19 protein-coding genes are annotated in these 24,774 nt (G+C 65.5%); 4 read left to right on the top strand and 15 right to left on the bottom strand.

The genetic code is table 11. The features are described from left to right. Positions 1-125: 125 nt before the first annotated feature. The 13 genes from EDD25_RS11265 to EDD25_RS11205 all read right to left on the bottom strand — a co-directional run bounded on the left by EDD25_RS11265 (position 126) and on the right by EDD25_RS11205 (position 18,716). Complete coding sequence (locus EDD25_RS11265; RefSeq protein WP_134173351.1) at positions 126-2,504, bottom strand: sensor histidine kinase; 2,379 nt, start codon at positions 2,502-2,504, stop codon at positions 126-128. Next, complete coding sequence (locus tag EDD25_RS11260) at positions 2,501-3,154, bottom strand: response regulator transcription factor (RefSeq protein ID WP_134173350.1); 654 nt, start codon at positions 3,152-3,154, stop codon at positions 2,501-2,503. Before EDD25_RS11260 ends, EDD25_RS11265 begins: the two co-directional genes overlap by 4 nt. Before the next feature lie 300 nt (positions 3,155-3,454). Next, positions 3,455-4,084, bottom strand: a complete 630-nt coding sequence (locus tag EDD25_RS11255) for a thymidine kinase (protein ID WP_134173349.1) — start codon at positions 4,082-4,084, stop codon at positions 3,455-3,457. After that, positions 4,084-5,409, bottom strand: a complete 1,326-nt coding sequence (locus tag EDD25_RS11250; RefSeq protein ID WP_134173348.1) for a hypothetical protein — start codon at positions 5,407-5,409, stop codon at positions 4,084-4,086. Before EDD25_RS11250 ends, EDD25_RS11255 begins: the two co-directional genes overlap by 1 nt. Further along, positions 5,406-6,632 carry a sensor histidine kinase gene (locus EDD25_RS11245; protein ID WP_134173347.1) on the bottom strand — a complete coding sequence of 409 codons (1,227 nt, stop codon included), beginning with the start codon at positions 6,630-6,632 and terminating at the stop codon, positions 5,406-5,408. The genes EDD25_RS11250 and EDD25_RS11245 overlap by 4 nt, the downstream gene beginning before the upstream one ends. Before the next feature lie 158 nt (positions 6,633-6,790). After that, on the bottom strand, positions 6,791-7,918 hold the full coding sequence (locus EDD25_RS11240) for an Rv2578c family radical SAM protein (protein ID WP_134173346.1): 1,128 nt from the start codon (positions 7,916-7,918) through the stop codon (positions 6,791-6,793). A gap of 113 nt (positions 7,919-8,031) precedes the next feature. Then, positions 8,032-9,462 carry a malate:quinone oxidoreductase gene (locus tag EDD25_RS11235; RefSeq protein ID WP_241986342.1) on the bottom strand — a complete coding sequence of 477 codons (1,431 nt, stop codon included), beginning with the start codon at positions 9,460-9,462 and terminating at the stop codon, positions 8,032-8,034. A gap of 161 nt (positions 9,463-9,623) precedes the next feature. Then, entirely contained in the window at positions 9,624-10,070 is a 447-nt protein-coding gene (locus tag EDD25_RS11230) for a DUF1801 domain-containing protein (RefSeq protein ID WP_198418848.1), read from the bottom strand. A 97-nt stretch (positions 10,071-10,167) separates the two neighbouring features. Continuing rightward, a complete protein-coding gene (locus EDD25_RS11225) occupies positions 10,168-12,600 on the bottom strand; it encodes an EAL domain-containing protein (RefSeq protein ID WP_166671284.1) in 2,433 nt (810 codons plus the stop codon). A 216-nt stretch (positions 12,601-12,816) separates the two neighbouring features. Beyond that, positions 12,817-13,917: an aspartate-semialdehyde dehydrogenase gene (locus EDD25_RS11220; protein WP_134173343.1), complete on the bottom strand. Its 1,101-nt coding sequence runs from the start codon at positions 13,915-13,917 to the stop codon at positions 12,817-12,819. 35 nt (positions 13,918-13,952) lie between these two features. Further along, the gene (locus tag EDD25_RS11215; protein ID WP_134173342.1) at positions 13,953-15,230 is read right to left on the bottom strand and encodes an aspartate kinase; all 1,278 of its coding nucleotides are present in this window, start codon (positions 15,228-15,230) and stop codon (positions 13,953-13,955) included. A gap of 159 nt (positions 15,231-15,389) precedes the next feature. Continuing rightward, positions 15,390-15,989 (bottom strand): recombination mediator RecR, encoded by a 600-nt coding sequence (gene recR, locus EDD25_RS11210; protein WP_134173341.1) that lies wholly within the window; start codon positions 15,987-15,989, stop codon positions 15,390-15,392. A 3-nt stretch (positions 15,990-15,992) separates the two neighbouring features. Next, positions 15,993-18,716 (bottom strand): DNA polymerase III subunit gamma and tau, encoded by a 2,724-nt coding sequence (locus tag EDD25_RS11205; protein ID WP_134173340.1) that lies wholly within the window; start codon positions 18,714-18,716, stop codon positions 15,993-15,995. 245 nt (positions 18,717-18,961) lie between these two features. Between EDD25_RS11205 and EDD25_RS11200 the strand changes: the two genes are divergently transcribed. Further along, on the top strand, positions 18,962-19,330 hold the full coding sequence (locus EDD25_RS11200; RefSeq protein WP_175183015.1) for a VOC family protein: 369 nt from the start codon (positions 18,962-18,964) through the stop codon (positions 19,328-19,330). A 652-nt stretch (positions 19,331-19,982) separates the two neighbouring features. On the opposite strand, the gene EDD25_RS17580 is transcribed toward EDD25_RS11200, so the two are convergent. After that, positions 19,983-20,195 (bottom strand): toll/interleukin-1 receptor domain-containing protein, encoded by a 213-nt coding sequence (locus EDD25_RS17580; RefSeq protein WP_166671283.1) that lies wholly within the window; start codon positions 20,193-20,195, stop codon positions 19,983-19,985. A gap of 614 nt (positions 20,196-20,809) precedes the next feature. Further along, on the bottom strand, positions 20,810-21,403 hold the full coding sequence (locus tag EDD25_RS11190; protein ID WP_134173339.1) for a hypothetical protein: 594 nt from the start codon (positions 21,401-21,403) through the stop codon (positions 20,810-20,812). Between the two features lie 451 nt (positions 21,404-21,854). Here EDD25_RS11190 and EDD25_RS11185 point away from each other — a divergent pair, with 451 nt between their 5' ends. The 3 genes from EDD25_RS11185 to EDD25_RS11175 are packed head-to-tail and all read left to right on the top strand — an operon-like array spanning position 21,855 to position 24,653. Continuing rightward, entirely contained in the window at positions 21,855-22,451 is a 597-nt protein-coding gene (locus EDD25_RS11185; protein WP_134173338.1) for a recombinase family protein, read from the top strand. A gap of 7 nt (positions 22,452-22,458) precedes the next feature. Next, positions 22,459-23,844, top strand: a complete 1,386-nt coding sequence (locus EDD25_RS11180; RefSeq protein ID WP_134173337.1) for a Mu transposase C-terminal domain-containing protein — start codon at positions 22,459-22,461, stop codon at positions 23,842-23,844. After that, positions 23,844-24,653, top strand: coding sequence for an AAA family ATPase (locus EDD25_RS11175; protein ID WP_134173336.1), 810 nt, complete (start codon positions 23,844-23,846; stop codon positions 24,651-24,653). The genes EDD25_RS11180 and EDD25_RS11175 overlap by 1 nt, the downstream gene beginning before the upstream one ends. Positions 24,654-24,774 lie beyond the last annotated feature (121 nt).

Raw genomic sequence — 24,774 nt, 5'->3', positions numbered from 1 at the left:
GGCGACCTGACCAATCGGTCAATTGTATGCAATTTCGGCGTCGCGAAGGCCTGGAACCGCGGCGTGATCTCGGCAATGAACAGGTTGCGGTCGGCGGGCCGCACCGGGGCGGCGGTTCAGCGGCGCTAGGCGTCGCGGGCGGTGCCGTCGCGCGCCACCACGAGCATGCGGTGTTCGACCGCCTCGACCACAACGGTGGCCAGGTCGACGCGTCCCGAGGGAAGGATGCGGGCCGTGAACCGGCCGAAGTTCAACGCGTCGAGCTCATCGCACACGAGCCGGGCGAGGACGCTCACATCGGCGGGCTGAAAGTCGCCACTGTCATCCAGCAGAGTCACCTCGACTCCGCGGGACCGCGCGGCGCGCGTCGCCGAGACGATGGGTTCAATGAACAGGCTTCTGGCGCGGATGGCGTCGCGCAGGCTGCCCTCCACAAGCAGGCACTCGGCCTGCTCGGCACGGCTGAGCTCGTGCGGCTCGACCAGGCCTTCGAGGGCGGGGCGAGCCAGCGCGTTGAAGCGCGCAAGCTGCACCGCGCGCTCCTTGGCGACCGCGTCGCTCGCAGCCTTGCCTGCCGCGCGTTGACTGCCATCCAGAATGAGCACATTGAGGCTGCGGCCGGAGCGACGCAGCCCCACAGCAAAGAGTGTCCCGACCAGGAGCGTTCCGGCGTGGCGAATAACGAGACCCACGCCATCCGCTATCGACAACCCGTAGGCGAGCCCCCAGGCCACCGTGGACACCGCGAGGGCGGCGTAGCCCACCCAGACCCAACCGAGGCGTCCGCGCGCGACCAGAACCACAAGAACAAGCGTGACGGCTCCCAGGTGCCACTGTGCGAAGGGGCGCTCGTCGAGCGGGGAGACGTGCAGGAACATGAGCCCCCCTGCGACGCCACACAGACCGAGGATGCCGAGCGTGCGAGAGCGCGGGAACGGATCGCGGGCCGGCAGGATGCTCCACAGCCCGGCCGCGGAGACCGCGAGCAGGGCGAGCACGTCAACCGCGGGACCGACCGGAAACCGACCGACGTGCTCCCACTCCGCGACGGCGAGCAGAACGTGCACACCGATGAACAGTCCGAGGATTCCCCTGGCCAGGCCGATTGACGGAGCGACGGTTCCCGTCAGCGACATGAGTCGAGGGGCGTTGTCGGGACGTTGTGGCTTTCCCTCCCTGCTGGCGACGGCCGGGATGTCTCGCTCCTGTGCCGAGGCGACGCCATCGGCGACGGCGCGCCTCGGAGCGACCGACGGAACTCCCGTGATCGCGGCCGGGGGGATCCAGGTGATGAGCACCTCGGTACCATGGCCGGGACGCGACCGGACAACCGCCGCCCCTCCGGGCACGCGCTTCATGCGACCAACGATGCTCTGCGCGATTCCGAGTCGTTCCGCGGGCACAAGCGATGGCTCGAAACCGGCGCCGTCATCGCTGACGAGCACCTGGATGCCACCTCCCGACGGTCGCACCGTGACCCGGCGGGTAACCGGGTGGCGGTGACCGATAGCGGCCGACGCCACCGAATTGCGAAGCGCCTCCCCCACGGCGCCCACGACGGCATCGCCAACGCGCACGGGGATCATTCGATCGAGGTGAAGCTCGGCGCGCAGGATGGCCGCGGGCGCGAGGTCTGACGTGAGGGCTTCGAGCCGTGCCCACACGAGGGAACGCGCAACCACTTCGAATTCCGTGGGCATACTGAGGAAGTCGAGCTTCTCGAGGGTCGTGGCCGCCTGGCGGGAGATGACCGCATTGTCGGCCCGGCCGAGGCCCGCCACGAGCAGCGTCGAGATGACGCTGTCGTGCACCAGATCGTCAATCATCTGGCGTTCCAGCGTGCGTGCGGTGCACGCGGCGACCCGAGCATCCGCTGCCCGGGACAAACGGGTGGCGGCCTCCACGCGCGAGGCGCTCCGGCGGAGCGCGAGGGTGAAGCCAACGAAAACACTGATCAGCAGCAGAGAGTACAGTCCGTCTTGCAGGCCGACGAGGGCCGGCCGTTCGCCCGGCGTCGTGACGGCCCGCACGACGCCGCTCAGGGTGCAGGCCACGACGACGAATGCCCACGCGATAGTGGCACGTTCGGACACGGCGACCGCCACACACGGCACCCCGGTGAACGAGAGCACCCAGGGAATACCGAGTCCCACCGGCAGGGCATGGGCGCCGAGGACGAGCCAGCCCACGAGGATGATGACAAACACGGCGCCATGCACGCGAGCGAGGCCACGCAAGATGGACAGCGGCGCTCGGCGGGACAGCGACGCAGGGAGGACGGGAAGCAGGAAAACCATCAACCAGGCGGTCCAGGACCAGACGAGGGAGGGAATGTCTACCTGGGCGAGAAAGGGCTGCATCGACAGCCCACCGAAGATGATGGCACCCGCACCGACCGCACCGTAGAGCAGGCGAGCCAGGCGGTCCCGGGGACCATCGGCAGCAAATACGTGCTCGCCGTCGGGCTCGACAGGACCGACGTCGACCGGGATGGCCCTGGTCACGGGCGGCCGGGTATGGGCAGGATGCCGTCCTCAAGTGCGCGTTTGTACAGGTCAATCTTGGTGTTCGCCGGCCGGCCGACACGTTCGTACTTCGACCGCACACGACGGATGTAGTCAATCACCGTGGACTCGGACAGTCCGGTTCGCGAAGCCACGAGGGGTGCTTTGGCCCCCGCTGCATAGAGCGACAGAACCTGGCGCTCGCGCGGGCTGAGCGCGGCGTCGGAGAGTTCGGGGTCGCCGTCGAGGGCCGCGGCCCAGTCCGTTGACGCGATGGTCTCCCCCACTGCGGCACGGGCCACCGCGTCGAGCAAAACGTTGGCCGCTTCGGACTTGCGCACCACGCCGAGCACGCCGGATCGGGCGGCCGCGCGCATCAGAGCCGCGTCGTCGCCCCCGGTGAAGGCGAGCACGTCGGCGCCGGCCTCCCTGAGCCTGCGCACGTTGCTGGAAACAGTGGACCCGTCGGATAGGCGCAGATCGAGGATGACGAGGTCGATCTTCTCCTCTTGGGACGTCGCTTCAAGAAGCTCAGAGACCGTTGCAACCGTTGCCACTACGTAGATGTTGTGGATGGTCGAAAAGAGCTCGGCAAAGCCGCGTGCGACGATTTCGTGGTCATCGATCAGCGCGACTCTGTAGCGGTACATACTGACTACCCTAATGGGGGGACAGACCGGTTTGTGTATCCACACGACAACCGTGTCCGAACAGATACCCCGACCGTGTCCAATGAACGAGATACGCCTTTTTTTGGGGGCCATAAGAAATGACGGCTGGCACAGGGCTTAGGGTATACCTACAGTAGACCCTGGGGAACATTATCGGGGGGACCGGGGGTGTTGGGGCGTTCGTGACTTTCCTGAGCAGAAAGCGCGCGAGCGCCTCACCTTTTTGCACCAGGGGCAGAAGCGCACGGGAAATCTCCGGCGCGGAGCTGCTCGGAAGACCTAGCCTCGCTGCACCCTGCTGCGGGCGTTCAGAACGCCGTGACTCTCCTCGAGATAGCACGACCCACACAAGGATTCGTAGGTAACCTCCGCACCATCGATGGCCACCTGGTCGCCATCGAACACGTACACGCCGTCGATCTTGCGCCCGTTGAACACGGCTTTCCGGCCGCAGCGGCAGATCGTCTTGAGCTCCTCGAGACTGTGCGAGACCTCAAGCAAACGCCGGCTACCCGGAAACGCCACCGTCTGAAAGTCCGTGCGAATCCCGTACGCCAACACCGGCACGTTTTCGAGGATCGCGATGCGCAGCAGATCGTCGACCTGCGTTTCAGTGAGGAATTGCGCCTCGTCGAGGAGAAGCGCGCTCACGTCGAGGCCGGTTACGGCTAGCACTGTCGCGCGATGCTGCTGGAACGTCGCGAGGGCATCCGTGTCGGGCGTCAACAGGTAGTCGACGGCTCGCGTCACGCCCAGCCGCGAGAGGATGCCGCGATCACCCTTGGTGTCGACCGATGGCTTCGCAAGCAACACCTGGTGCCCACGCTCCTCATAGTTATATGCCGCTTGAAGCATGGAGGTACTCTTCCCGCTATTCATCGCGCCATAGCGGAAGTAGAGTTTAGCCATCAATGCTCGTTTCTGGTTGGGGCCACCGGAAGGGCCCCGGCCTGCACGCGGTCGGCGTTGCGGTACCCGGCTTCACTGTGCTCGGCGTCGAGATGAACGGTCAGTCGGTGGCCACGTATCGCCACGTGAACGCGGGAAAATTCGACACGCAACACGGCCACGAAGGGGTGCACGACGGCGCGAAGGTGCCGGGCGGGCAAGGCGACGGAGGCTTCAAGCAACACGACCGCGGCGCCCTCGGAGTGCCGGGCATCGTCGGCGTCGACAGCGGACTCGGCCTGTCGCGCGCTAGAGATGAGAATGGCCAGGCTCGACGGGTCGAACCCGGGCTGCGCGCACAGCATCACGACAAGGGCGCCGAAAGCGGCGCGCTGCCGCGGAGTGAACCGTGCGGCACGGCGCTCGTCATCGTGCACGCGGCCGACGCCCAGGCCGAGTGGGCCCGCACCATTCGGGCCCGCACCATTCGCGGGCACCACGGCCGGTATCTCGGTCAGCGCCGCACTCTCGCGAGCCACGAGGTCATCCAGCCAGGTTCGATCGGTTTCGGCCACCAGGGCGCCGCGCACTTCATCGGCAAGGCGACGCGCCCGGTCGATCTCCACGGCCGTGACGGAACCGCGCTGGAGGACCTCGCTCAGGAAGGGAAGCACGTTCGCGTCGAGGTCGCAGAGGCGTTGGTGAACGACCAGTCCGGCCAGGGACACCCGGCTCGCTTCCGTATGGAGACGGATGGACCGTTGAGCATCCGTTTGCCAGATGCGGATGGACTTGACCACCTGACGGCAGTAGGCGGCGCCGGCCAGCGCCGGCGCGAGCAGCTGAACGGTAGCCAGGATGGCGAAGAGCGCCGGAGTGCCGGTGGCGAAGTAGGCGGCCTGGACCCAGGCCCCGCACGCCACGACGACCGCGGCGGCGGCGGCCAGAAGGGCAATCTCCCTCCACGGCCGAAAAGGTGCGAGGGCCATGATGAGGAGGCCGAGGGCAATCTGGCCGAAGTCGTTGTGGACAGAGGCGTTGTGTCCCCACATCCCAACCTGTTCAAGGATGTACGCAAGCAGGGCCAGCCCGACCATGACCAGACTCGAGCCGGCTTGGAACGGGGCGCTTTCGGGGAGCGAGGCCCACACGAGGAGGCCCGCCGCACCAACGAGGGACACCACGGCGAGCGCCGCGAACATCGGGTACCGCACTTCGCCGGCCTGAGTGAGCGTGGAGAAAACGGCGTACGCCACCACGATGAGGGCGGTGACGAGGGCCAGGGGCCAGACGGCGAGCCCGCCGATCGGGTCGAGCCGCTGCTGGGTGGCATCGGGGGCGTTCATCGCACTCCGGGTGACGCGGCGGGCGCGGGCTGGACCGGCGCTGCGAACGGTACGGTCAGGCGCACGGTGGTGCCGGCGCCGGGCCGCGTCCATATGGTGACGGAGCCTCCCACTCGGTCGATGCGTCGACGCACGGACTGGCGAAGTCCGAGACGCCCGCGACCGGAACCCGACAGGGTGAAGCCGCGACCGGCATCCGCCACCATCACCGAAACGCCCTCCGAGTCGCGCTCAACACTGACCTCGGCCGCTGCGATTCCGGCATGCAGCAGCACGTTATTGAGGCAGTGTTCGACCGCGAGAGCGAGCTCGCGGTCGACCGAGGAGTCGAGGCGATCCAGTGCGTCGGCCTCTCCCGTCACGTCGACCATGAGGCCTGCGGTGCGGCATCGGTCAACGGCGGCAAAGAGCGCGCTGGCGGCGAGTAAGCCGGTGCCCGGGGCGTGCGGGTCGACGCCATCGTCAGCGAGCCAGTCGGTGCCTCGGAGGGAGTCGAGCGTGTTGCGCAATCCCGCGCGAACATGAGGGGTGAGCTCACCGGGCGCGGACAGCGAGAGGGTCACGAGTTGGCTGACGATCGTGTCGTTGAGCACGGCGATCGAACGGTTGTCAAGCGAATGCCGCAGCTGGCTCGCCGCATCGTTCTGGGCAGCGCGGAGCAGCGCCGGCTGCGCGAGCGCTCCACGGCGGCGTCCGAGTGCGGCGACGAGCAACACCGCCGTCAGGAACACATAGGCGGACACCGTGAAGAAATCGCGGCCAGCATTGACCCCGGAATGGACGACGGCGAGCAGAGCCGCCGTCTCGGCGAGGAGGAAACCGGCCGTGCTCCAGAAGACACCGACCACAAGTCCCGACCCGGCGCCACCCACCATGATCAGGGCCATCTTGGGCAGGGCGATGAGAAAAACGGTCGACGCCGAGATCTCCTCCGGAACGCCCAGCACGGTGTCGCTGAAGACGTAAACGCAGAACGTGCCGGTGAGCAGGTACGCGAAGGAGGTGAGGAGGCTGCGGCGGCGTGCGAGAAGAACGAGGAGGCCGGCCATGGCGAGGATGACGGCGATGGTGAGGGAGAGTTCGGCTCCGGCCCGGGTGGAACTCAGGATGGCAACGGATGCGAGAGCGCCAGTGAGGCAGACCAGGCCAAACCAGTGGGCGGCCCGTGCGAGGGCGCGACTGAGCGCTGATTGAACAAGGTATCCCGGTAATCCAAGAGTCATCAAATCCCCTTCAGTTTAAGTATGCCATCTGAGGCTTGGAGTCCGCCCGCATCATGGGCGGCACGAGCGCGCCGCCCGCGAGCAGAAATCTTCCGCCGGACACCGGCGTGCCGGGAGGGCGTGAGGGCATGAATTGCTCTGGTCGGTTTCGGTGCCGCCTAGAAGAGTCGGGGCGACAGCTGCGGTGGAAGCTCCTCGGCGATGAGCGACCGAGCCGAACCGGCCATGAGGTCACCGGGAGGGCGAACGTCGGGGGCGGCCCGCGGCCCGGAGCCAGTGGCGAGCGCGGCATCCAGGGCGCTCGAGCGCGGTCCCCCTGTGGCCGGATCAGTGCGCCCCCGCTCGAGACCATGCGCACGAACGAGGGGCTTCATGCGCTCCCCGAGCCAGGTTCGGTAGCCCTTCGCGGCATAGGTGCCACCGGCAAACAGTTCCCGGTACTGCGGCAGCAGCTCGGGGTGCTCACGCTCAAGCCACTGGAAATACCATTGCTTCACGGTGGGCTTGAGGTTGAGCGCGCAGTACAGCACATTCGATGCACCGGCCGCTTTCGCCTGGCGGAGCGCCTCGTCGAGGTGCGCCCGAGTGTCGGTGAGGAACGGCAGAATCGGCATCATGAACACCCCGCACTCCAGGCCGCGCTCGCGCACCGCGGTGACCGTGCCGAGCCGAGCCGTGGTGGACGGCGTTCCCGGCTCGACGGACTGCTGCAGATCATCGTCGTAGATGGCGATGGAGAGCGCAAGGTCAACCGGCACGAGCCGACTTGCTTCGGCGAGCAGGTCCAGGTCGCGGCGCAGCAGGGTGCCCTTGGTGAGTATCGACAGCGGCGTGCCGGACTCCGCGAGCGCTGCGATGATGCCGGGCATCAGCCGGTAGCGCCCCTCCGCCCGCTGGTAGGGATCAGTGTTGGTACCGAGCGCAACCGGATGCCGTCCCCACGTTGGCTTCGCGAGCTCTGTGCGCAGCACCTCGGCCACGTTCACCTTGACAATGATTTCGCTGTCGAAGTCTTTGCCCGCATCCAGGTTGAGATACTCGTGCGTCGGCCGAGCGAAGCAGTAGGCACACGCGTGCGAACAACCCCGGTAGGGATTGATCGTGTACCCCAAGGGCAACTCACTCTGTCCGGGCACCCGGTTGAGCGCACTCTTGGCCAGGATCTCGTGAAACGTGATCCCGGCGAAATCCGGCGTCTGCACGCTGCGCACGAAGTTGTTCAGACGCGCGAGACCCGGAAGTGCCCCGGGCTGCTCCGTCGTGAGTTCCTGTCCCGTCCATCGCATACATCAATTCGAACACAACTTCGAGCGGAGTGCAAGATTGTCGGCATCCGTTGACGCAGAAAACACCCTCCCGGAACCGGGAGGGTGTTTTCGACGCGGGCTGCGGTGCCGGGCTACGCGGTGAGGTGCAGAACCGCGGCGGTAGCGGCGAGCGAGGCGGCGGCAGCGGCCGGGTCATCGGACAGCTTGGTGCCGTGGCTCGGAATCATGGCGCGAATCTTCGGCTCCCACCCCGCAATGCGGTCGGGGAAGCACCGGGCCAGCAGATCCACCATGATCGGGGCGGCTGTGGATGCTCCGGGCGAGGCCCCGAGCAGTCCGGCGATGCTGCCATCGGCGGAGGTGATCACCTCGGTACCCATCTGCAGGATTCCACCCTTGGCGGCATCCTTCTTCATCACCTGCACGCGCTGGCCGGCCGTGATGAGCTCCCAGTCGCCCATCTTGGCGGTGGGAACGAACTCCTGCAGCGCCTTCAGCTTGGCTTTGCGGGAGGCGAACACCTCGCCGACAAGGTACTTCATCAGGTCAAAGTTGTGCCGGGCGACGGCGAGCATGGGACCGAGGTTGTGCGCGCGAATTGAGAACGGCAGGTCGAACCACGTGCTGGTCTTGAGGAACTTCGGGCTGAACCCGGCGTACGGGCCGAACAGGAGCGACATCTCGCCATCGACAATGCGGGTGTCGAGGTGCGGGACCGACATGGGCGGAGCACCAACCCCGGCCTTGCCATAGACCTTCGCCTGGTGCTGAGCCACGAGATCGGGATTGGTGGTCCGCAGGAACTGCCCGCTGATCGGGAAGCCTCCGAATCCCTTGATCTCGGGGATTCCGCTCTTCTGCAGCAGCGCGAGCCCGCCACCGCCGGCGCCGACGAACACGAATTTGGCGTTGACGGTACTGCGGGTCTGCCCCACCTGGCGCAGGAGGTTGATGCGCCAGGTGCCGTCGACGTTCTGCTGCAGGTTGGTCACCTGTCGGTTCATCTTCACCTCGACGTCGTGCTTGGCGAGGTTATCGAACATGTAGGTCGTGAGGGCGCCGAAGTCCACGTCGGTTCCGAGATCGCTGCGCGTGGCCGCGATCTTCTGCCCGGACGGGCGCTTCTTGGTGATCAGCGGTGTCCAGCGGCCAATGACCTCCGGATCGTCGCTGAACTCCATGCCCGCGAAAAGCGGCTGATTCTTGAGCACCTCATGACGCTCGCGCAGGTAGGCGACGTTCGCCTTGCCGCGCACGAAGGTCATGTGCGGGGTGGAGTTGATGAACTTCTCCGGTTCGGGCAACGCACCGGTCGTGACCAGGTGCGCCCACAACTGACGGCTGATCTGGAATTGCTCGTTGATACTCACGGCCTTATCTGCGGTGAGTTTTCCCCCGGGCACTTCCGGCATGTAGTTGAGCTCACACAGCGCCGCATGGCCGGTGCCGGCGTTGTTCCAGGGATTTGAACTTTCCTGCGCTGCTTCCCCCAGTCGCTCGTACACTTCGATCCGCCAGGACGGCTGCAACTCCTTAAGGAGGGTGCCGAGAGTAGCGCTCATGATACCGCCGCCAATGAGAACGACGTCTACGGGTTCCGTTGAATTCACGCTTCCGAGTGTATCGCGGCGCCGGAGCGCCTTAAGCCGGGCCGGGAGCCCAACCGGGTCACGGGCCGACGGGGGAACGGCGGGGACGCCCGCTCCCCCGGGGCTGGTCGGGACTAACGCTTGATGCGTTCGTAGGTGGCGAGGAAGTCCTCGACCGACAGACTTGCGACCGAGCGGGTGACGATGTCAAGGTCTATGTCGGCGAGGGTCTTGAATCTGAGGCAGCTTTTCCCCATGTTGAGTTTGAGGCCGGTGGCGGCCCACTCGGCACGGAAGGCGGCGTCCGCTGCCGGGTTGCCATACAGCGCCATGAGATACAGCGAGTGGTAATTCTTCTGCGCCGCGAGGCTCACATACGACAAAGGCTGGCCGTTGTAGGTCTTCGGGTAGGTGCTGAGCGGAATCACCCAGCCGGGCATGCCGTGCGGCATCCCGAGCTCGTATCCGCGCGGCATGGCGTCGCGCACCGCGTCGATCACGGGGTACAGAACGGCACGGGCGGACGGGGCAAGATCGAAGAAGTAATCCTCAACCTCCGCGGGTACAGGTGGTTGTTTCACGTGTTAACGCTAGTCACTGAGCGGATACCATGCGAGGCCGGGGCGCATTCCCCCGCCGGCGTGGCGCGAAACCGTGCCGGGAGGCGGCGCTCGACCCTCACGGCCCGGACACCGCGACGGCGTCGTTGTCCTCAGCGAGCGAGACGAGGGGCGGGGCGGTGTTCTCCGGCACAAACGGTTGGTGCGGCACCACGGCCTCAACGCCGTGCTTCTCGAGCCTGGCGAGCGTGTCTTCAGTACTCTGCGGGGTGCCGTAGTGAAAGCCCTGTGCACCACGAATACCCAGTCGGGTCAGGTGGGACGCCATGACCTCGTCCTCGACGCCCTCGACGATCATGGAGTACTCGAGATTGTCGCCAAAGCCCTGCAGCGCCATAAGCACCTCCTGCTGTCGCACGTCGTCGAGATCGTCCACGAGGCTCTTGTCGATCTTAAGAATGTCCATCGGCACCCGCACGAGCGAGTCCACCGAGGAATCCTCCGACCCGTAGTCATCGAGGGCGATGAGAATGCCGATGTCTCGAAGGTGGTCGACCTGGGCGCGCAGCGCCGGTGATACGCGTGCCACCGAGCGCTCGTTCAGTTCGAGGCACAGGGAGATCTCAGGGTAGCGATGGGCAAGTTCTTCCACGAAAATACCCAGGCGTTCGGGCAGAACCTGCATCGCCTCCACGTTGACGGTCATGCACAGAATGCGGGGTTCAACGAGCCGGAACGCGGCCGCTGCGGCCATGGCCTTCTCGGCCACCTGCCGCGTGAGGTCGTCCAGCAGCCCCAGACCCTTGGCCTTTGCCACGAGCGCGGGCGGCGACAGCGAACCGATCTCGGGGTCACTGAACCGCACGAGCGCCTCGAACGCCCAGATCTGGCTCGTGACGAGGCTCACGATCGGCTGGTAGGCCATTTCCAGACGGTTCTCTCGAATGGCGTCGATCACGCTATCGTTCACCTGCGGCGACCGGTGGTCTGAAATGCTGATGCTGCTCTCATGGGCGGGACCGCCACTTCGGCGGGATTCCTTGACCGACAGCATGCTCCGGTCGGCGTCGACAACGAGCTGGGAGACATCCGTTTCACGGTGAGCGGAGTACGCCAAACCGATGCTGAGAAGCGGATGCACCGTGGTGTTGTCGATCACCATCGGCTCCCCCGACGCGGCCATGATGCTTTCGGCCAGGAGCTTGGCCTCGGCGAGCGACGACAACCTCGTGAGGATGATGACGAATTCATCGCCGCCGACGCGGGCGACCACGTCGAAGGGACGCACGGCGAGATGCAACCGATGACCGAGCGCACGAAGAACGTCGTCGCCGGCCTGGTGGCCGAGCCGATCATTGAGGCGCTTGAAATCGTCGAGATCCAAAAAGAGCACGGCAAGCGCCTCGGAGTAGCCGCGGTGATCGTTGATGTTGGCGAGCGCCTCCTGGAAGGCACCATAGTTGGGGAGTCCGGTGAGCGGATCGGTATTGGCCCTCAGCGTCAGGCCACCGATGTCGTCCCGAGTCTGCACGACAACGTCGGTCGTGTGCGCGAGAGCATTGAGGGCGAGCTGGTCATCGCGGCTGAACGCGACGTCCATACCATCTCGGTGAGCAACGATGAAGAGGAGCTGCCCCTCAACGAGGGTGACGGCCGCGGCAATGTCGTGGGGGTCACCGGGATGGCTGCGCAGGTTCACCGTTTCTGCTCCAATGGCCTCGCCGACGGCACGGCGTAGGAGATCAGCGAAGGATTCGGAATCCGCAGCGTGACTGAACGACTTCGCGTTGAGCGCGGCTGTCCCGCGGATCAGGCCGTTGAATCTCCGTCGCATGTTGGCCAGGCGCACCGATCCCCGTGCCGCCACGGTGACCAGGGTGAGGAGCAGAAGCACGACGAGCGCGTTGCGTGCCTGGACCGACTCATCAAAGTAGGGCAGGGCAGGGTTGTTCCACAACGAGGCGAGGGCCGTGAGGCCCGCTGCTCCGACGAAAACGATGGCGACGCGCAACGGCGACGTCGGGACCGCGGCGTCAAACACCCACGGGGCCGCGATGCTCATGCGACGCCCAGTCTCCACGGTCAGGATCGTCACCACGAACGCGACGGCCGCAATGAGCACGGCCATGACCTGCGCCACGTCAGCGCCGCGAAGCGCGTGAAAGACTACGAGGTTAACGGTAGCTCCCACGCCAACCAGGCCCGAAGCGTAGGCGGAAAATGACCAGCGATGTGTGCGAGCGATGGCGCGCACGGCGGTGCCAATGGCCAACACTCCCACGGCAGCCGGGTCCCCAAGCATAGGAGCGAGAATGGGCAACGCAATGACGGGCAGAGTGAATGAAAGACTGCGGTACGGTGGCCCTCCCACCCAGAACCGGTAGCTCTCGAGCGCGGCGACGCATACCACGCCAATGGCGGCGATGACCCAGTCTGTGATCGTTCCCCGGAACAGGTGGGTCACGGCGCCGACGATCGCGGCGATCCCGTAGGCCATGAAAATCACGAACCCGGCCCGCCGTAGTCCGTCCCACAACCGATTACGCCTCACAAGCCAGAGTGTAGTGCAGAGCGCCACCAGTTCGGGGGCCGACAGGGCGCCCCTGCCCCGGGCAGCCCTGCTGATCATCTCGCAGCCATCGCAGCTTTCCGGCCGCGCGGAGGGGCTTTGTTTCCGATCACTCTGCGGGCGGGCGCGGCATCGTCGTCTCCGGGCCCATGCACCCTTCCGAATATGGGCGCCGGGGAACGCCCATGTCCGGCGCGGCTAAGCCGTGCCGAGCTGCGCGGCAACGAGTTCAGCGATCTGCACGGCGTTGAGCGCTGCTCCCTTGCGGAGGTTGTCATTGCTGATGAAGAGGGCAAGGCCACGGTTGTCGGGAACGCCCTCGTCCTGCCGAATACGGCCGACGAAGCTCGCGTCCTGGCCGGCCGCCTGCAGGGGCGTCGGCACGTCGGTGAGCGTGACGCCGGGGGCATCCGCCAGCAATTCGTTCGCATGCGCGACCGTCAGCGGCTGGGCGAACTCCACGTTGATGGAGAGGGAGTGCCCGGTGAAGACGGGAACGCGCACGCACGTGCCGGAGACGCGCAGGTCGGGCAGCTGCAGAATCTTGCGGCTCTCATTGCGCAGCTTCTGTTCCTCGTCGGTTTCGAAGCTCCCGTCGGGGACGATGGACCCGGCGAGCGGAATGACGTCGAACGCGATGGGGCGCGCGTAGATGGTGGGTTCCGGCAGCGTGACGGCCGTGCCGGAATGCACGAGGCCAAGCAGGTTCTCGTCCTGCACAGCGACGCGCACCTGGGAGGCAAGCTCGAAGGCACCGGCGAGGCCGCTGCCAGACACCGCCTGATAGGTGCTCACGATGAGTCGTTCCAGGCTGGCCGCTTCGTGCAGCACCTTGAGCACGGGCATCGCGGCCATGGTGGTGCAGTTGGGGTTGGCGATGATGCCCTTGGTGGCGAGGTGGATGGCCTCGGGGTTGACCTCGCTCACCACGAGGGGCACATCAGGGTCCATGCGCCAACCGGAGGAGTTGTCGATCACGGTGACGCCGGCCGCGGCGAAGCGTGGCGCCTGAACCTTGGACAGCGACGCTCCGGCGGAGAAGATGGCCACGTCGAGGCCGGTCGGGTCGGCGACCGCCGCGTCTTCGATCACGATATCGACGCCCTTGAAGGGCAGGGTGTTGCCCGCGGAACGGGCAGACGCGAAGAAGCGGATGCTCTTCACCGGAAAATTGCGCTCGGCCAGCAGTGCGCGCACAACGGCACCCACCTGCCCGGTGGCACCGACGACGCCAATGTTGACTCCTGCGGTGGTTACGGCGTTGGTGCTCACTTGCTTCCTAACGTAGAACGGTGTCATGCGTCCGGGTTTTGCGGACTCGGTGCTGGTGTGGCTTAGCGGCCGGTTCCGCCGTGTACCTGGGCGTCGGAGTCGGCGTCGAGCCCGAACGCGGTGTGCACCACTCGGAGGGCCTCGTTGATGGTGTCGGCGCGGGTGACGACCGAGATGCGAATCTCGCTCGTGGAAATCATCTCGATGTTGATTCCGGCCTCGAACAGCGCCTCAAAAAGCCTGGCCGACACGCCCGTGTTGGTGCGCATGCCTCCACCGACCAGGGCCAGCTTTCCGATCTGGTCGTCGTACTGCAGGCCCGCGAAGCCCACGTCCTGCTGTTCGTTGGTGAGCGCGGTGAGCACCTGCTGTCCCTCAGACTTGGGCAGCGTGAAGGAGATGTCGGTGAGACCCGTCGCGGCAGCGGACACGTTCTGCACGATCATGTCGACGTTGGCGTTGGTCTTCGCGACGATCTTGAAGATCAGGGCGGCCTTGCCGGGGATGTCGGGAACACCGACAACGGTCACCTTTGCTTCACTCAGGTCGGCGGCGACCCCGGCGATGACTGGCTCTTCCACTATCTCTCCATTCGCGCGGGCAGTATCGGCGTTGTAGACGATGGTGCCGGTGTTGTTATTAAAGGATGACCGTACATGCAGCGTGACGCCATGGCGACGAGCATATTCCACGGCTCGTATGTAGAGGACTTTCGCGCCGGCGGCCGCGAGCTCGAGCATCTCTTCGCTTGAAACGCGGACGAGTTTGCGCGCCTTGGGCACGACGCGAGGGTCGGCCGTGTAGACACCATCGACATCCGTGTAGATCTCGCAGACATCGGCGTGCAATGCTGCCGCGAGTGCGACGGCAGTTGTGTCGGAGCCGCCGCGACCGAGGGTCGTGATGTCTTTGGTGTCGCGGTTGAAGCCCTGGAAGCCGGCCACGATGGCGACGGCGCCCTCGTCGAGCGCGTCGCGGATACGGCCAGGGGTTACATCCACAATGCGCGCCGAACCGTGGCGGGCGTCGGTGATCATGCCGGCCTGGCTGCCGGTGAACGAGCGGGCGTCGTAGCCCATGCTCTTGATGGCCATTGCGAGCAGCGCCATGGAGATGCGTTCGCCCGCGGTGAGCAGCATGTCGAGCTCACGTGGCGCGGGCAACGGGGTGACCTGGTGGGCCAGGTCGAGCAGCTCATCGGTGGAATCACCCATGGCCGACACGGCGACGACCACTTCGTTGCCGGCCTTGCGCGTATCGACGATTCGTTTCGCGACACGCTTGATGCTTTCGGCGTCGGCAACGGACGATCCGCCGAACTTCTGCACGATCAAAGCCACGTAGCACTCCTGAGCTGGGGGAAGATGGGCAGGGCCCCAAGCCCCCAGTATAAATGTCGCGCCGTGCGGCTCCCACCATATGACGCCGTGTGGCCCAGAGACACGTCGGGATGGCCCTTTCCGACTCTGACCCTGCGCGTCGAGCACCGGTGCCGGAAGCTAGTGGGCGACCTCGCGGCGCCCTTCGAAGGCACGGCCGAGGGTGACCTCGTCGGCGTACTCGAGGTCGCCGCCAACTGGGAGGCCCGAGGCCAGGCGGGTCACCCGAATCTCCAGCGTCGTGAGCAGCCGGGACAGGTAGGTGGCGGTGGCCTCTCCCTCGAGGTTCGGATCGGTCGCGATGATGATCTCCTGAACCGTGTTGTCGGCGAGGCGCTGCATCAGCTGGCGGATGCGAAGGTCATCGGGACCCACGCCGTCGATGGGGCTGATCGCCCCGCCGAGCACGTGGTACAGCCCCTTGAACTCGCGAGTGCGCTCGATCGCCACAACGTCCTTGGCCTCTTCCACCACGCAGATGAGCGCCGCGTTGCGACGCGGATCGCGGCAGATCATGCACGTGGGCTGCTCGGACACGTTGCCGCAAATGTCGCAGAATCGCACCTTGTCGCGAACCTCGAGCAGTACGTTGGCGAGCCGGGTCACGTCGACCTTCTCGGTCTGCAGAATGTGAAAGGCAATGCGTTGGGCCGACTTGGGCCCGATTCCCGGCAGCTGCCCGAGTTCGTCGATCAGTTCCTGAACAATACCTTCATACATGGGCTAGTCGCCTCTCGGTCGCGGCGGTGCCGCGGAGTACGGCTGTTCTTCAATGAATGTGGCGCCAAGAATCTCGCGTACGACCGCCTCGCCGTAGCGCTGTTTTTCGGCAAAGCTGGGCCCCGGCGTCGGGCGTGCCTGGGCTGTCGGGCGTGCCTGGGCTGTCGGGCGTGCCTGGGCTGTCGGGCGTCTACCAGCGGATGCCCCTGGCGCGCCAGGTTGCGGGGCGGGAGCGACGGACGTCGTAGCCGTTGCCCCGGATGCGACTCTGATCGGGTTCGCTGCGGACGCTTCCTGGTGGGAGGGAACCCGCTCCTCGCGGGGGCCACCGCGCTCCGGCTCCACGTCGTCGTCGAAGGGCGGGGGAACATCGTTGAACGGCGGCTCCTCCGGCTCACTGCGGGCTGGAGTGCGCTCCGGGGCCGGTGCGCCGGGCGCCGGGCGAGTCTGGGCAGCTGGTGCCGGGGCGGCCGGCGCCGGGGCGGCTGGTGCCGGGGCGGCCGGCGCCGGGGCGGCCGGCGCCGGGGCGGCCGGCGCCGACGCGAGGGGGGCGGCGGCAGAACCGGGGATCACGACCGTGTTCCAACCGGTCGTGGCCACGGGTCGGTCCACAGCGGTGGTCTCGCTCGGGGCGTGCGGCACCGGTTGTGCGCCGGGGCGCGCCGAGTCGTCGACCGTGCCTGCGGCGGCGATCTCAGCGCTGGGACCGGCATCCGTGGCCGAAACGGCACCGGCACCCATGCTCGGGCCGGTGGCCCGCGGTTCGTCGTGGGGCGCATCGACATCGGGTGCTGTCGACGGCGATACCACCGGGACAATGGGCGCGTCGGGCGCGGGACCGGAGGGCGGACGTGGCTCCTCACGGGCGATGAACTTCACCTTGAGGCCCAGGACCGCCAGGATCGCGGTGCGGAGAAAGTCGCTCACGCCCATGCCGGGCGCGGGCGAATGTTTGAAGCTCGCGACATCGGCTTCACTCGGAAAGGACAGCACGAGCACGTCGCCGCGCAGGTCGATCAGGTGCGCCGTGTAGACCACGAGCCACGCGCTCACCTTGGCCGTGCGCACGGCATCGAGAATTTCGGGCCAGGCGTCACTGAGCTGCGCGAACGTGACGGGGCCCGTGGGCATCACGCGCACCGGCGGCGCAGAGTCCCTGGCCGCGGTGTCGTTGGGCGCAGAGTCGTTTGGCGCAGAGTCGTTTGGCGCAGAGTCGTTTGGCACGGTTTCCCGATCGGATGCCGGCGCAACACCCGACGTGTCGGCCTCGGGCTCGGGCTCGGTCGATACCGCAGGCGCCGCCGGGACGGTTGCAGGCGTGGTCGCCTGCGTAGTTGAAGGCGTGGTGGCTGGCTCGGCCGCTGGCGTGGCCCACTCGACGCGACCCACGCCGACCGACGGCGCGGTCTCGACCGGCTCAGTCGACGCAGCCGACGCCGCCGACGGCACCGTTTGCGCCGGCTCGGCCTTGGGGCGAGGCGCCGCGGGCGCGACCGGCTCCGCCGAGCGGCGAGGCGGTGCGACCGGTGCGGGCTCAGCGGCGGGGCGAGGCGGCGCCCCATCCACGCCAATTCGACGTTCGAGGCGCTCAACACGAGCCAGCGCCCCGCGAACGGAGTCGTCCGTTGCGGGGATGAGCGCCCGCGCAATCATGAGTTCGAGGTGCAGGCGGGGCGACGTGGCGCCGGACATCTCGGTGAGCGCGGCGTTCAGGATGTCTGCGGTGCGGGACAATTCTGCGGGCCCGAACTGGGTGGCCTGCGCCGCCATTCGATCGATCTCGTCCTGCGGCACTCCGCGCAGCACTGCCGCGGCTCCCGCAGCGGAGGTGGCGGCAACGACGATGAGGTCCCGCATGCGCTCGAGCAGGTCTTCCACAAAGCGGCGCGGGTCTTGACCGGTCTGGATCACCCGGTCTGCCGCGTCGAAGGCTGCACCGGCATCGCGTGCGCCGAGGGCATCGATCGCGTCGTCGAGCAGGGTCGCGCTCGTGTAGCCGAGCAGGGCGACCGCGCGCTCGTACTCCACGGTGTGTCCGTCGGAGCCGGCCATCAGCTGATCGAGCAGGGAGAGCGTGTCACGTGGAGAGCCGCCACCGGCCCGCACCACGAGCGGCAGCACGCCGGGAGCGACCTGCACCTTCTCGCTTTCGCACATCTGCGCCACGTAGTCGAGCATGGGTGCAGGTGGCACAAGCCGGAACGGATAGTGGTGAGTGCGCGAGCGGATCGTGCCGATGACCTTCTCTGGTTCGGTCGTGGCGAAGATGAACTTCACGTGCTCGGGCGGCTCCTCCACGATCTTGAGGAGGGCATTGAAACCCTGCGGCGTCACCATGTGCGCCTCATCGAGGATGAAAATTTTGTAGCGATCGCGAGCGGGCGCGAAGATCGCGCGCTCCCGAATATCGCGGGCATCGTCGACGCCGTTGTGGCTGGCCGCGTCGATCTCCACGACGTCGAGCGAACCGCCGCCGTCGCGCGCGAGTTCCACGCAGCTCGGGCAGACGCCGCACGGGGTGTCGGTGGGGCCTTCCGCGCAGTTGAGGCAGCGTGCCAGGATGCGTGCCGAGGTGGTCTTGCCGCAGCCTCGCGGCCCGCTGAACAGATAGGCGTGATTCACCCGGTTGGTGCGCAGGGCCGTCATGAGCGGTTCAGTCACTTGCGACTGCCCGATCATCTCGGCGAAGGTCTCTGGCCGGTAGCGGCGATACAGTGCGGTAACCACAGATCAATGGTACTTGGCCCCGCCGACACCATGCCGCGCGCTGCTCGAAAGACGGATGCCGCGGCGCCGGCCGAGCCGCCGCATCCGGTGTGAACGAGCGCGTGCCGACAGACGCGTTCCGACAACTGAACGACTCGCCGGATGCACCCGGGGCGTGGCCGTGCGTGCGAACCGGCCGCGGCATCCGTTGTACGCTCGCATGAATACTGGCAGTCGTGCCATGCGTGCGGCCGGAAGGAGTACCTGTGGACATGCGACTTGAACTCGTGCCGTTGCCCTCGTCGGACGTGGAGCGCAGCAAGGCCTTTTACATTGGCCGGGTGGGCTTCGTGCTCGATCACGACATCGAGCCCGGCAACGGGATGCGCATCGTGCAGCTCACCCCGCCGGGATCGGCCTGCTCCATCGTGATCGGCGGTGGAATCAGCAGTCCGGACGCCGCGCCCGTTCTCGGTCTTCACCTGGTCGTGGACGACGTCGAGGTCGCGCGCCGCACGCTCGTTGACAACGGGGTTGACGTCTCGGATGTCAACGATATGGGCGGCGGAGTTCGCTACGCCTTCTTCACAGATCCCGACGGCAACTCTTGGGCGCTGCAGCAGATTTCCCGGTGACGCTGCGCCAGCCACCCGTCGGCTGCTAGTTTCGGGCCCTGCTCCCCCTCCACCTCCCCCTCCGCAAAACCGGTGTTTTTCGAGACACGCCGTCTGCGCTGCCACCTGGCACGGCGTGTCTCAGAATGACCGGTTTTCGTGACTCCGGGCCGGACGCGCGGTGGGCACGGGGTGACGGATGCCCGGTGAACCCCGGGAGGGTCGGCATCCCGGGGCCTGTGCGCAAAACCGGTCCTTTTCGAGACACGCCGTGTTTCGTGGCGCGCCAGTGTGAATCCCAGCGATATATGGCGGCCTTTTCGCAACGCTAAATGTCACCTTTGATGCTCGCAAGCCGATGGCCTATCGGACGCCGCTCCGAGGAATTGCAGAAGCGCGCGGCACGCCGGCGCGCGTCGAGGTCGCAGGCAACAGCGCCCAGTGACCCTCACACCTCAGTCCGAACAGGTCCTACACGTCGACCAGCTCGGGGATCTTGGCCGCGATGTCTGCCATCGAATATTCTGCAGTGCTCAACCCGCTTCGCTTGCCGAGCAGGGGACTGACCGCCCGGAGAGTCTTTACGTCGTCCCGTGCACAATGGGGAGGAGCTGGTCGCGCGCCAGGAGCTCCGAGGTCCTTTGTCAGCGATCCCCCTCCGACGCGAGGCGGGTCAGCAGTGCAGGGTGACCACGAGCCCGGCACGCGACTTCGCTAGGCCCTCGTCGATTACGCGGATCGGCGTTGCTGCCGAGCATGACGTCCTTCTAGCTGACCAGACCGACACGTGCTTGGACTCGAGCAGGTCGTGCAGCTCCTTGGCAGCACCGAGCCGGTCATCCCAAGCGTGGCAGAGGAAGACGTCGCGAACGTCAGGGTAAGTCAAACAGGAGTCAGCGTCCGTACCCGGCAGCTTGGCATAGGACTGTTGAAATCCTCCAGAGCTGCGAGTCTCGCTCAAAACCGATGCGATATAAGACGGCAGGGCCAACCTAATCCCGAGCCACCCTGTGCCGACGTATCGCCCAGCTCGAACGGGTGCCGCGCACACAACAGGGGCACAGTTGCAACAACGCCCCTGTTGTGCATTGAGCCAGAGCCTAGAGACCCACTTCGATCCACCTCTGCGGTTCTGATGCCGTTCGCTGGAGTTGCAAGAGAACGCGGTAGTCCGAGCCGAGCTCCGCTGAAACTCCCTGTGCGACAGCGCATCCCATTTCGTTGTAGCGTATGGAGTTCTCGATACTGTCCCACTCGTCGTCACAGTGCTCATGGTAGAACCTCGTCCATTCCAAAAGTTCCAACTCAAGAGCATCTGAGATCGGCTGCCCGCTTCGATCATCTGCAACCGCGTTCCCGAACCAGAGTGGCCATTTCATGGGTCCATCGTTGAGAAGGCGAACGGTCGTGCGGTCGGACGAGTGGTTCAAATGGGATCTCCGCTCAACAGTCTGGATTGGACGACGGGTAGCCAGTGATAAGTCTGTCGTTGGTTAGCGACTAAGAGTACGTCGGATAAAACGTGTAGACGTGCTGCTGAGTGCTCGTGTTGTACATGTCAATCTGTGTCGTTACACAAAGTTTCCCACTCGTGGGGCCCGAACTGCTGTAGGGGGAGTCCAGTGCGCCTGTGGCTCCCCACCACATCAAGTCGTCCCAGGGATCAGTGCTCGCGTTGGGCGTTGCCTGCGTGATGCGATTCTTCCACTGCTCCATGTGCCCATCGCGAATGTGGAACCACCCGTAGGATTCCGAGACCCCGCACTGAAGCTTCATCGTCTTCTCGATCCCGTCCCACCAGAACGGGTAGTCGACGATCACCCAGCTCGAGTTGTTGTTGCTGTGGCACTCCCACCAATCGGCCGGGTCTAAAAGCATTGGAGATACCGTGCCGGGCTCGGATTCTGTGTCCACCCAAATATCCGTCTCGCCAGGAAGAAAAACTTCCCCATTGGCTGGCGCAACGGCATACCAACCCGGGTTGGAATCATCGAATTCAGCACCCGAGTCCTTCGCTGCATTCGCAGGGCCAGCTACCCCCAATGTCAGCAACGAACCCACGATCCCGATAGCAATTGCAAAATTCCTTCTCATGAGTTCCCCCTTTTGAGTGTCATTACTTGACCCAGTTACCCAGCCGTACCTGGGGCCGGGCAAGTCGGCATTAAATGGGACAAATATGTCTGCTTGTTAGAGCCGCTGCGCTTCGTGCGCACGAGGAAGACTGGCGGGAGCGATCGTTATCCGCGCATCTGGTTCCGGAGAATGAGGGGATGGACGGGAACTTGGCGCATAACCCTATTGGAAGCGTGCCAGTCAACGTCAGCCCGCTGTCGAGCGGCCTTCAACGACATAGGTCACCATCAGAACGATCATGAGGTTCTGTGTCCCGAAAAGCTAAAGGTTTCCGAGACACTCAACACCTCCCCCCGAGCTGCAGGAACGTGTGGCGGATTTCCGGGACGCGACTTGTCTTGGAAACATGTCTTACCGCAAAGTGTCTTCCCTCCGCTGCTTTTAGCATTTATTGAGGCAGAATGGTCTGGTGAGACATCTCGGGTACACACGGGTCAGCACCAGAAGCCAAGACGCGAAACTGCAGGTCGACGCCTTGGTCAAATCGGGTGTCCAGGAGCGTGACATTTTCGCCGACGTCACCTCGGGCAGCCGGACCGCGATCTCACGCCCCGGAATGAAGAAACTGCTCGAGTACGCCAAGCCCGGTGACACCGTCGTCGTCTGGCGGGTCGATCGGCTCGGGCGGTCACTCATCGATGTTCTCAACACGGTGAAGCTGCTCCGAGAGCGGGCCGTACAGGTGAAGAGCATCTCGGACGGAATCGACCCATCGACGACCTCGGGCCGCCTGATGCTGAACATGCTCGCCACCCTGGCCGAGTACGAACGCGAACTGATCACCGAGCGTGTGAACGCCGGCATCACAGCCGCCCGGAACGGGGGTACCAAGTTCGGTCGGCCCCTGTCAGATCCCGTCGTCGTCGCCGACAAACTCAAGCTCGTCACGGAAGCCCGAGCGAAGGGCCGCACTGCGGAGGATGCGGCAAAGCTTGTCGGGTGGAGCCGGGCCACTTTGTATCGCCACCAGCAGGCCCTCGCGGCGCGCGAGAGCACCACCGTGTAGGTGACTCGTGGATTCGGCGGAGCGATGGCGTGTTCTTCGGCTGCATATCGAAGACCAGATACCACTCGCGGTCCTCGCCCGGGAGACCGGGATCTCTAGCCGGACTTTGCAACGCTGGAACCAGCTCTACCGAGTAGGCGGCGTCGCAGCCCTTGACCCTCATGCGCGCACAGACAAGGGTGTCCGCCGAACCTCGGCCGAGACGGTCGCGTTCGTCGAGCGGTTGGCGCTGACTCGGCCACGGCCCAGTGTCGCCACGCTGCATCGTCTTGCCGTCGCGGATGCGCAAGCGCACGAGCTGCCCTCGCCGAGCTATGCGACCGTACGACAAATTATCCAAGCGCTCAATCCGGCCCTTGTTACCCTGGCGCTCGAAGGGCCGGCCTCCTATCGGGATAAGTACGAGCTCGTCTTCCGCCGTCGCGCGGAACGCCCCAACCAGACCTGGCAATCTGACCACACCGAACTCGACATCCTCATCGTCGGCGCCGACGGAAAACGCGATCGCCCCTGGCTGACCACAGTGATGGACGACTGCTCCCGTGCCATCTGCGGGTACATGGTCTTCACCGGTGCCCCCTCAGCCATCAACACTGCCCTGGCTCTGCGGCAGGCGATCTGGCGCAAGACCGATCCGACGTGGGCGATGTGCGGTATCCCCGACATCCTGCACGTCGACCGCGGGTCCGACTTCACCAGCCACCACCTCGAACGCACCGCCATCGAACTGCACATCCGCATCATCCACTCCATCGTCGGCCGACCACAGGGACGGGGCAAGATCGAGCGCTTCTTCGGCACCATCAACACCGAGCTGCTCGCAGCCCTCCCCGGGCACCTGGGACCCGGCCGTCGAACACCGCAACCAGTCCTCGATCTTCCGGGACTCGATCGCGCCATCGGAGAGTTCATCGCTACCTACAACGCCCGGCCGCACAGCGAGCTGGGCATCTCGCCACGGGACGCATGGGTTGCCGACGGTTGGCTTCCCCGGATGCCCGACAGCCTCGAAGAACTCGACGGGCTCCTCCTCACCGTCCCCAAGAACCGCGTAGTGCAGCGTGACGGCATCCACTTCCAAGGCCAGCGATACCTCGCGCCGACGCTCGCCCCATTCGTCGGGCACACCATCACGATCCGTTATGACCCCCGCGACATTTCCGAGATCCGCGTCTACGACCGCGACACCTTCGTCTGCGTCGCCGTCGACGAAGAGCACCCCAACCTCCGACTCAGCCTGCGCGACATCGAGGCTGCCCGCCGCGCCCGCCGGCGCGAACTCCGTCACATCATCAACGAACGCATCCCGGCCGTCGCCGTCCGCGAAGAACCAAGGGACCAAGCACCACCGTCCCGGCGGTCGCGGTTGCGCACCTACGAAGAAGACGAGTGATGAACGAGGCATTCATCGTGACCAAGGAGCCTCGCCGCTTCACCGAGTTCGCCAACGCCGTCCGAAAGGAGCGAACTATCGGCATCTGCCACGGCGATGCTGGCGTCGGCAAGACCAACTCCGCTCGCCGTTACGCGAACTGGGACGCTCTCGAGCCTTACATCAACGAGTGGGGACCCCGCGGCGACCACGACGCGAAGCACTACGCCCTCGCCAACCGATCCCGTACCGTCTTCTACACACCCGAAGTGCTCTGTCGCCCCAAGACCCTCATGAACGAAATTGACCACTGGCAGATCAAGGTCGGTATCTGCGCCGATGAGCACCTGCGCACGCTCGACCCCGCACCGCGAAAACGCGAGGGCATGGTCACGCACTTGGTGGAACTGCTCATCATCGACGAAGCCGAACGACTCACCCCCGTCGCGCTTGAACTCCTCCGCGACCGGCACGACCGATCCCACCTCGCGATAATCCTCATCGGCATGCCCGGAATCGACCAGCGCTTCCGCCACTACCCCCAGCTATACAGCCGACTCGGATTCTCCCACCACTACCGTGCCCTCGGCCGCGATGAACTCCTCTTCGTGCTCGACCGCCACTGGAAACGCTTCGGCCGAACCCTCGACCCCGACGACTTCACCGACGCGCAAGCCATCGCCGCGATCGAACGCATCACGCGCGGCAACTTCCGCCTCCTCGAACGGCTCTTCCCCCAGATCAACCGAGTACTCAAGATCAACCAGCTTGAGACCATCACTGACGACGTCATCGAAGCTGCCGCCAGCATCCTCGTCACCGGGAATTAGCGACACAGAGCGATCACAGAACGCCGCCAAAGAGCGCCGAAGTCCACACGCGCCAGCCCGGCGTGTCTCAGATTCTCCGGTTTTGCGGGGCGGTCGGTTCTCCTCCACAGGACGGTTCCGG

This window comes from Cryobacterium psychrophilum (genome assembly GCF_004365915.1).
GTDB lineage: Bacteria > Actinomycetota > Actinomycetes > Actinomycetales > Microbacteriaceae > Cryobacterium > Cryobacterium psychrophilum.
Note: the sequence above shows the minus strand (reverse complement) of the source record. Positions and strands in the feature narration are given on the sequence as shown.

Excerpts from the sequence above, each read along its gene's own strand:
- EDD25_RS11260 (WP_134173350.1), bottom strand. The coding sequence starts at position 3,154 with ATGTACCGCTACAGAGTCGCGCTGATCGATGACCACGAAATCGTCGCA.
- EDD25_RS11255 (WP_134173349.1), bottom strand. The coding sequence starts at position 4,084 with ATGGCTAAACTCTACTTCCGCTATGGCGCGATGAATAGCGGGAAGAGT.
- EDD25_RS11250 (WP_134173348.1), bottom strand. The coding sequence starts at position 5,409 with ATGAACGCCCCCGATGCCACCCAGCAGCGGCTCGACCCGATCGGCGGG.
- EDD25_RS11245 (WP_134173347.1), bottom strand. The coding sequence starts at position 6,632 with ATGACTCTTGGATTACCGGGATACCTTGTTCAATCAGCGCTCAGTCGC.
- EDD25_RS11240 (WP_134173346.1), bottom strand. The coding sequence starts at position 7,918 with ATGCGATGGACGGGACAGGAACTCACGACGGAGCAGCCCGGGGCACTT.
- EDD25_RS11235 (WP_241986342.1), bottom strand. The coding sequence starts at position 9,462 with ATGAGCGCTACTCTCGGCACCCTCCTTAAGGAGTTGCAGCCGTCCTGG.
- EDD25_RS11220 (WP_134173343.1), bottom strand. The coding sequence starts at position 13,917 with ATGACACCGTTCTACGTTAGGAAGCAAGTGAGCACCAACGCCGTAACC.
- recR (WP_134173341.1), bottom strand. The coding sequence starts at position 15,989 with ATGTATGAAGGTATTGTTCAGGAACTGATCGACGAACTCGGGCAGCTG.
- EDD25_RS11190 (WP_134173339.1), bottom strand. The coding sequence starts at position 21,403 with ATGAGAAGGAATTTTGCAATTGCTATCGGGATCGTGGGTTCGTTGCTG.
- EDD25_RS11175 (WP_134173336.1), top strand. The coding sequence starts at position 23,844 with ATGAACGAGGCATTCATCGTGACCAAGGAGCCTCGCCGCTTCACCGAG.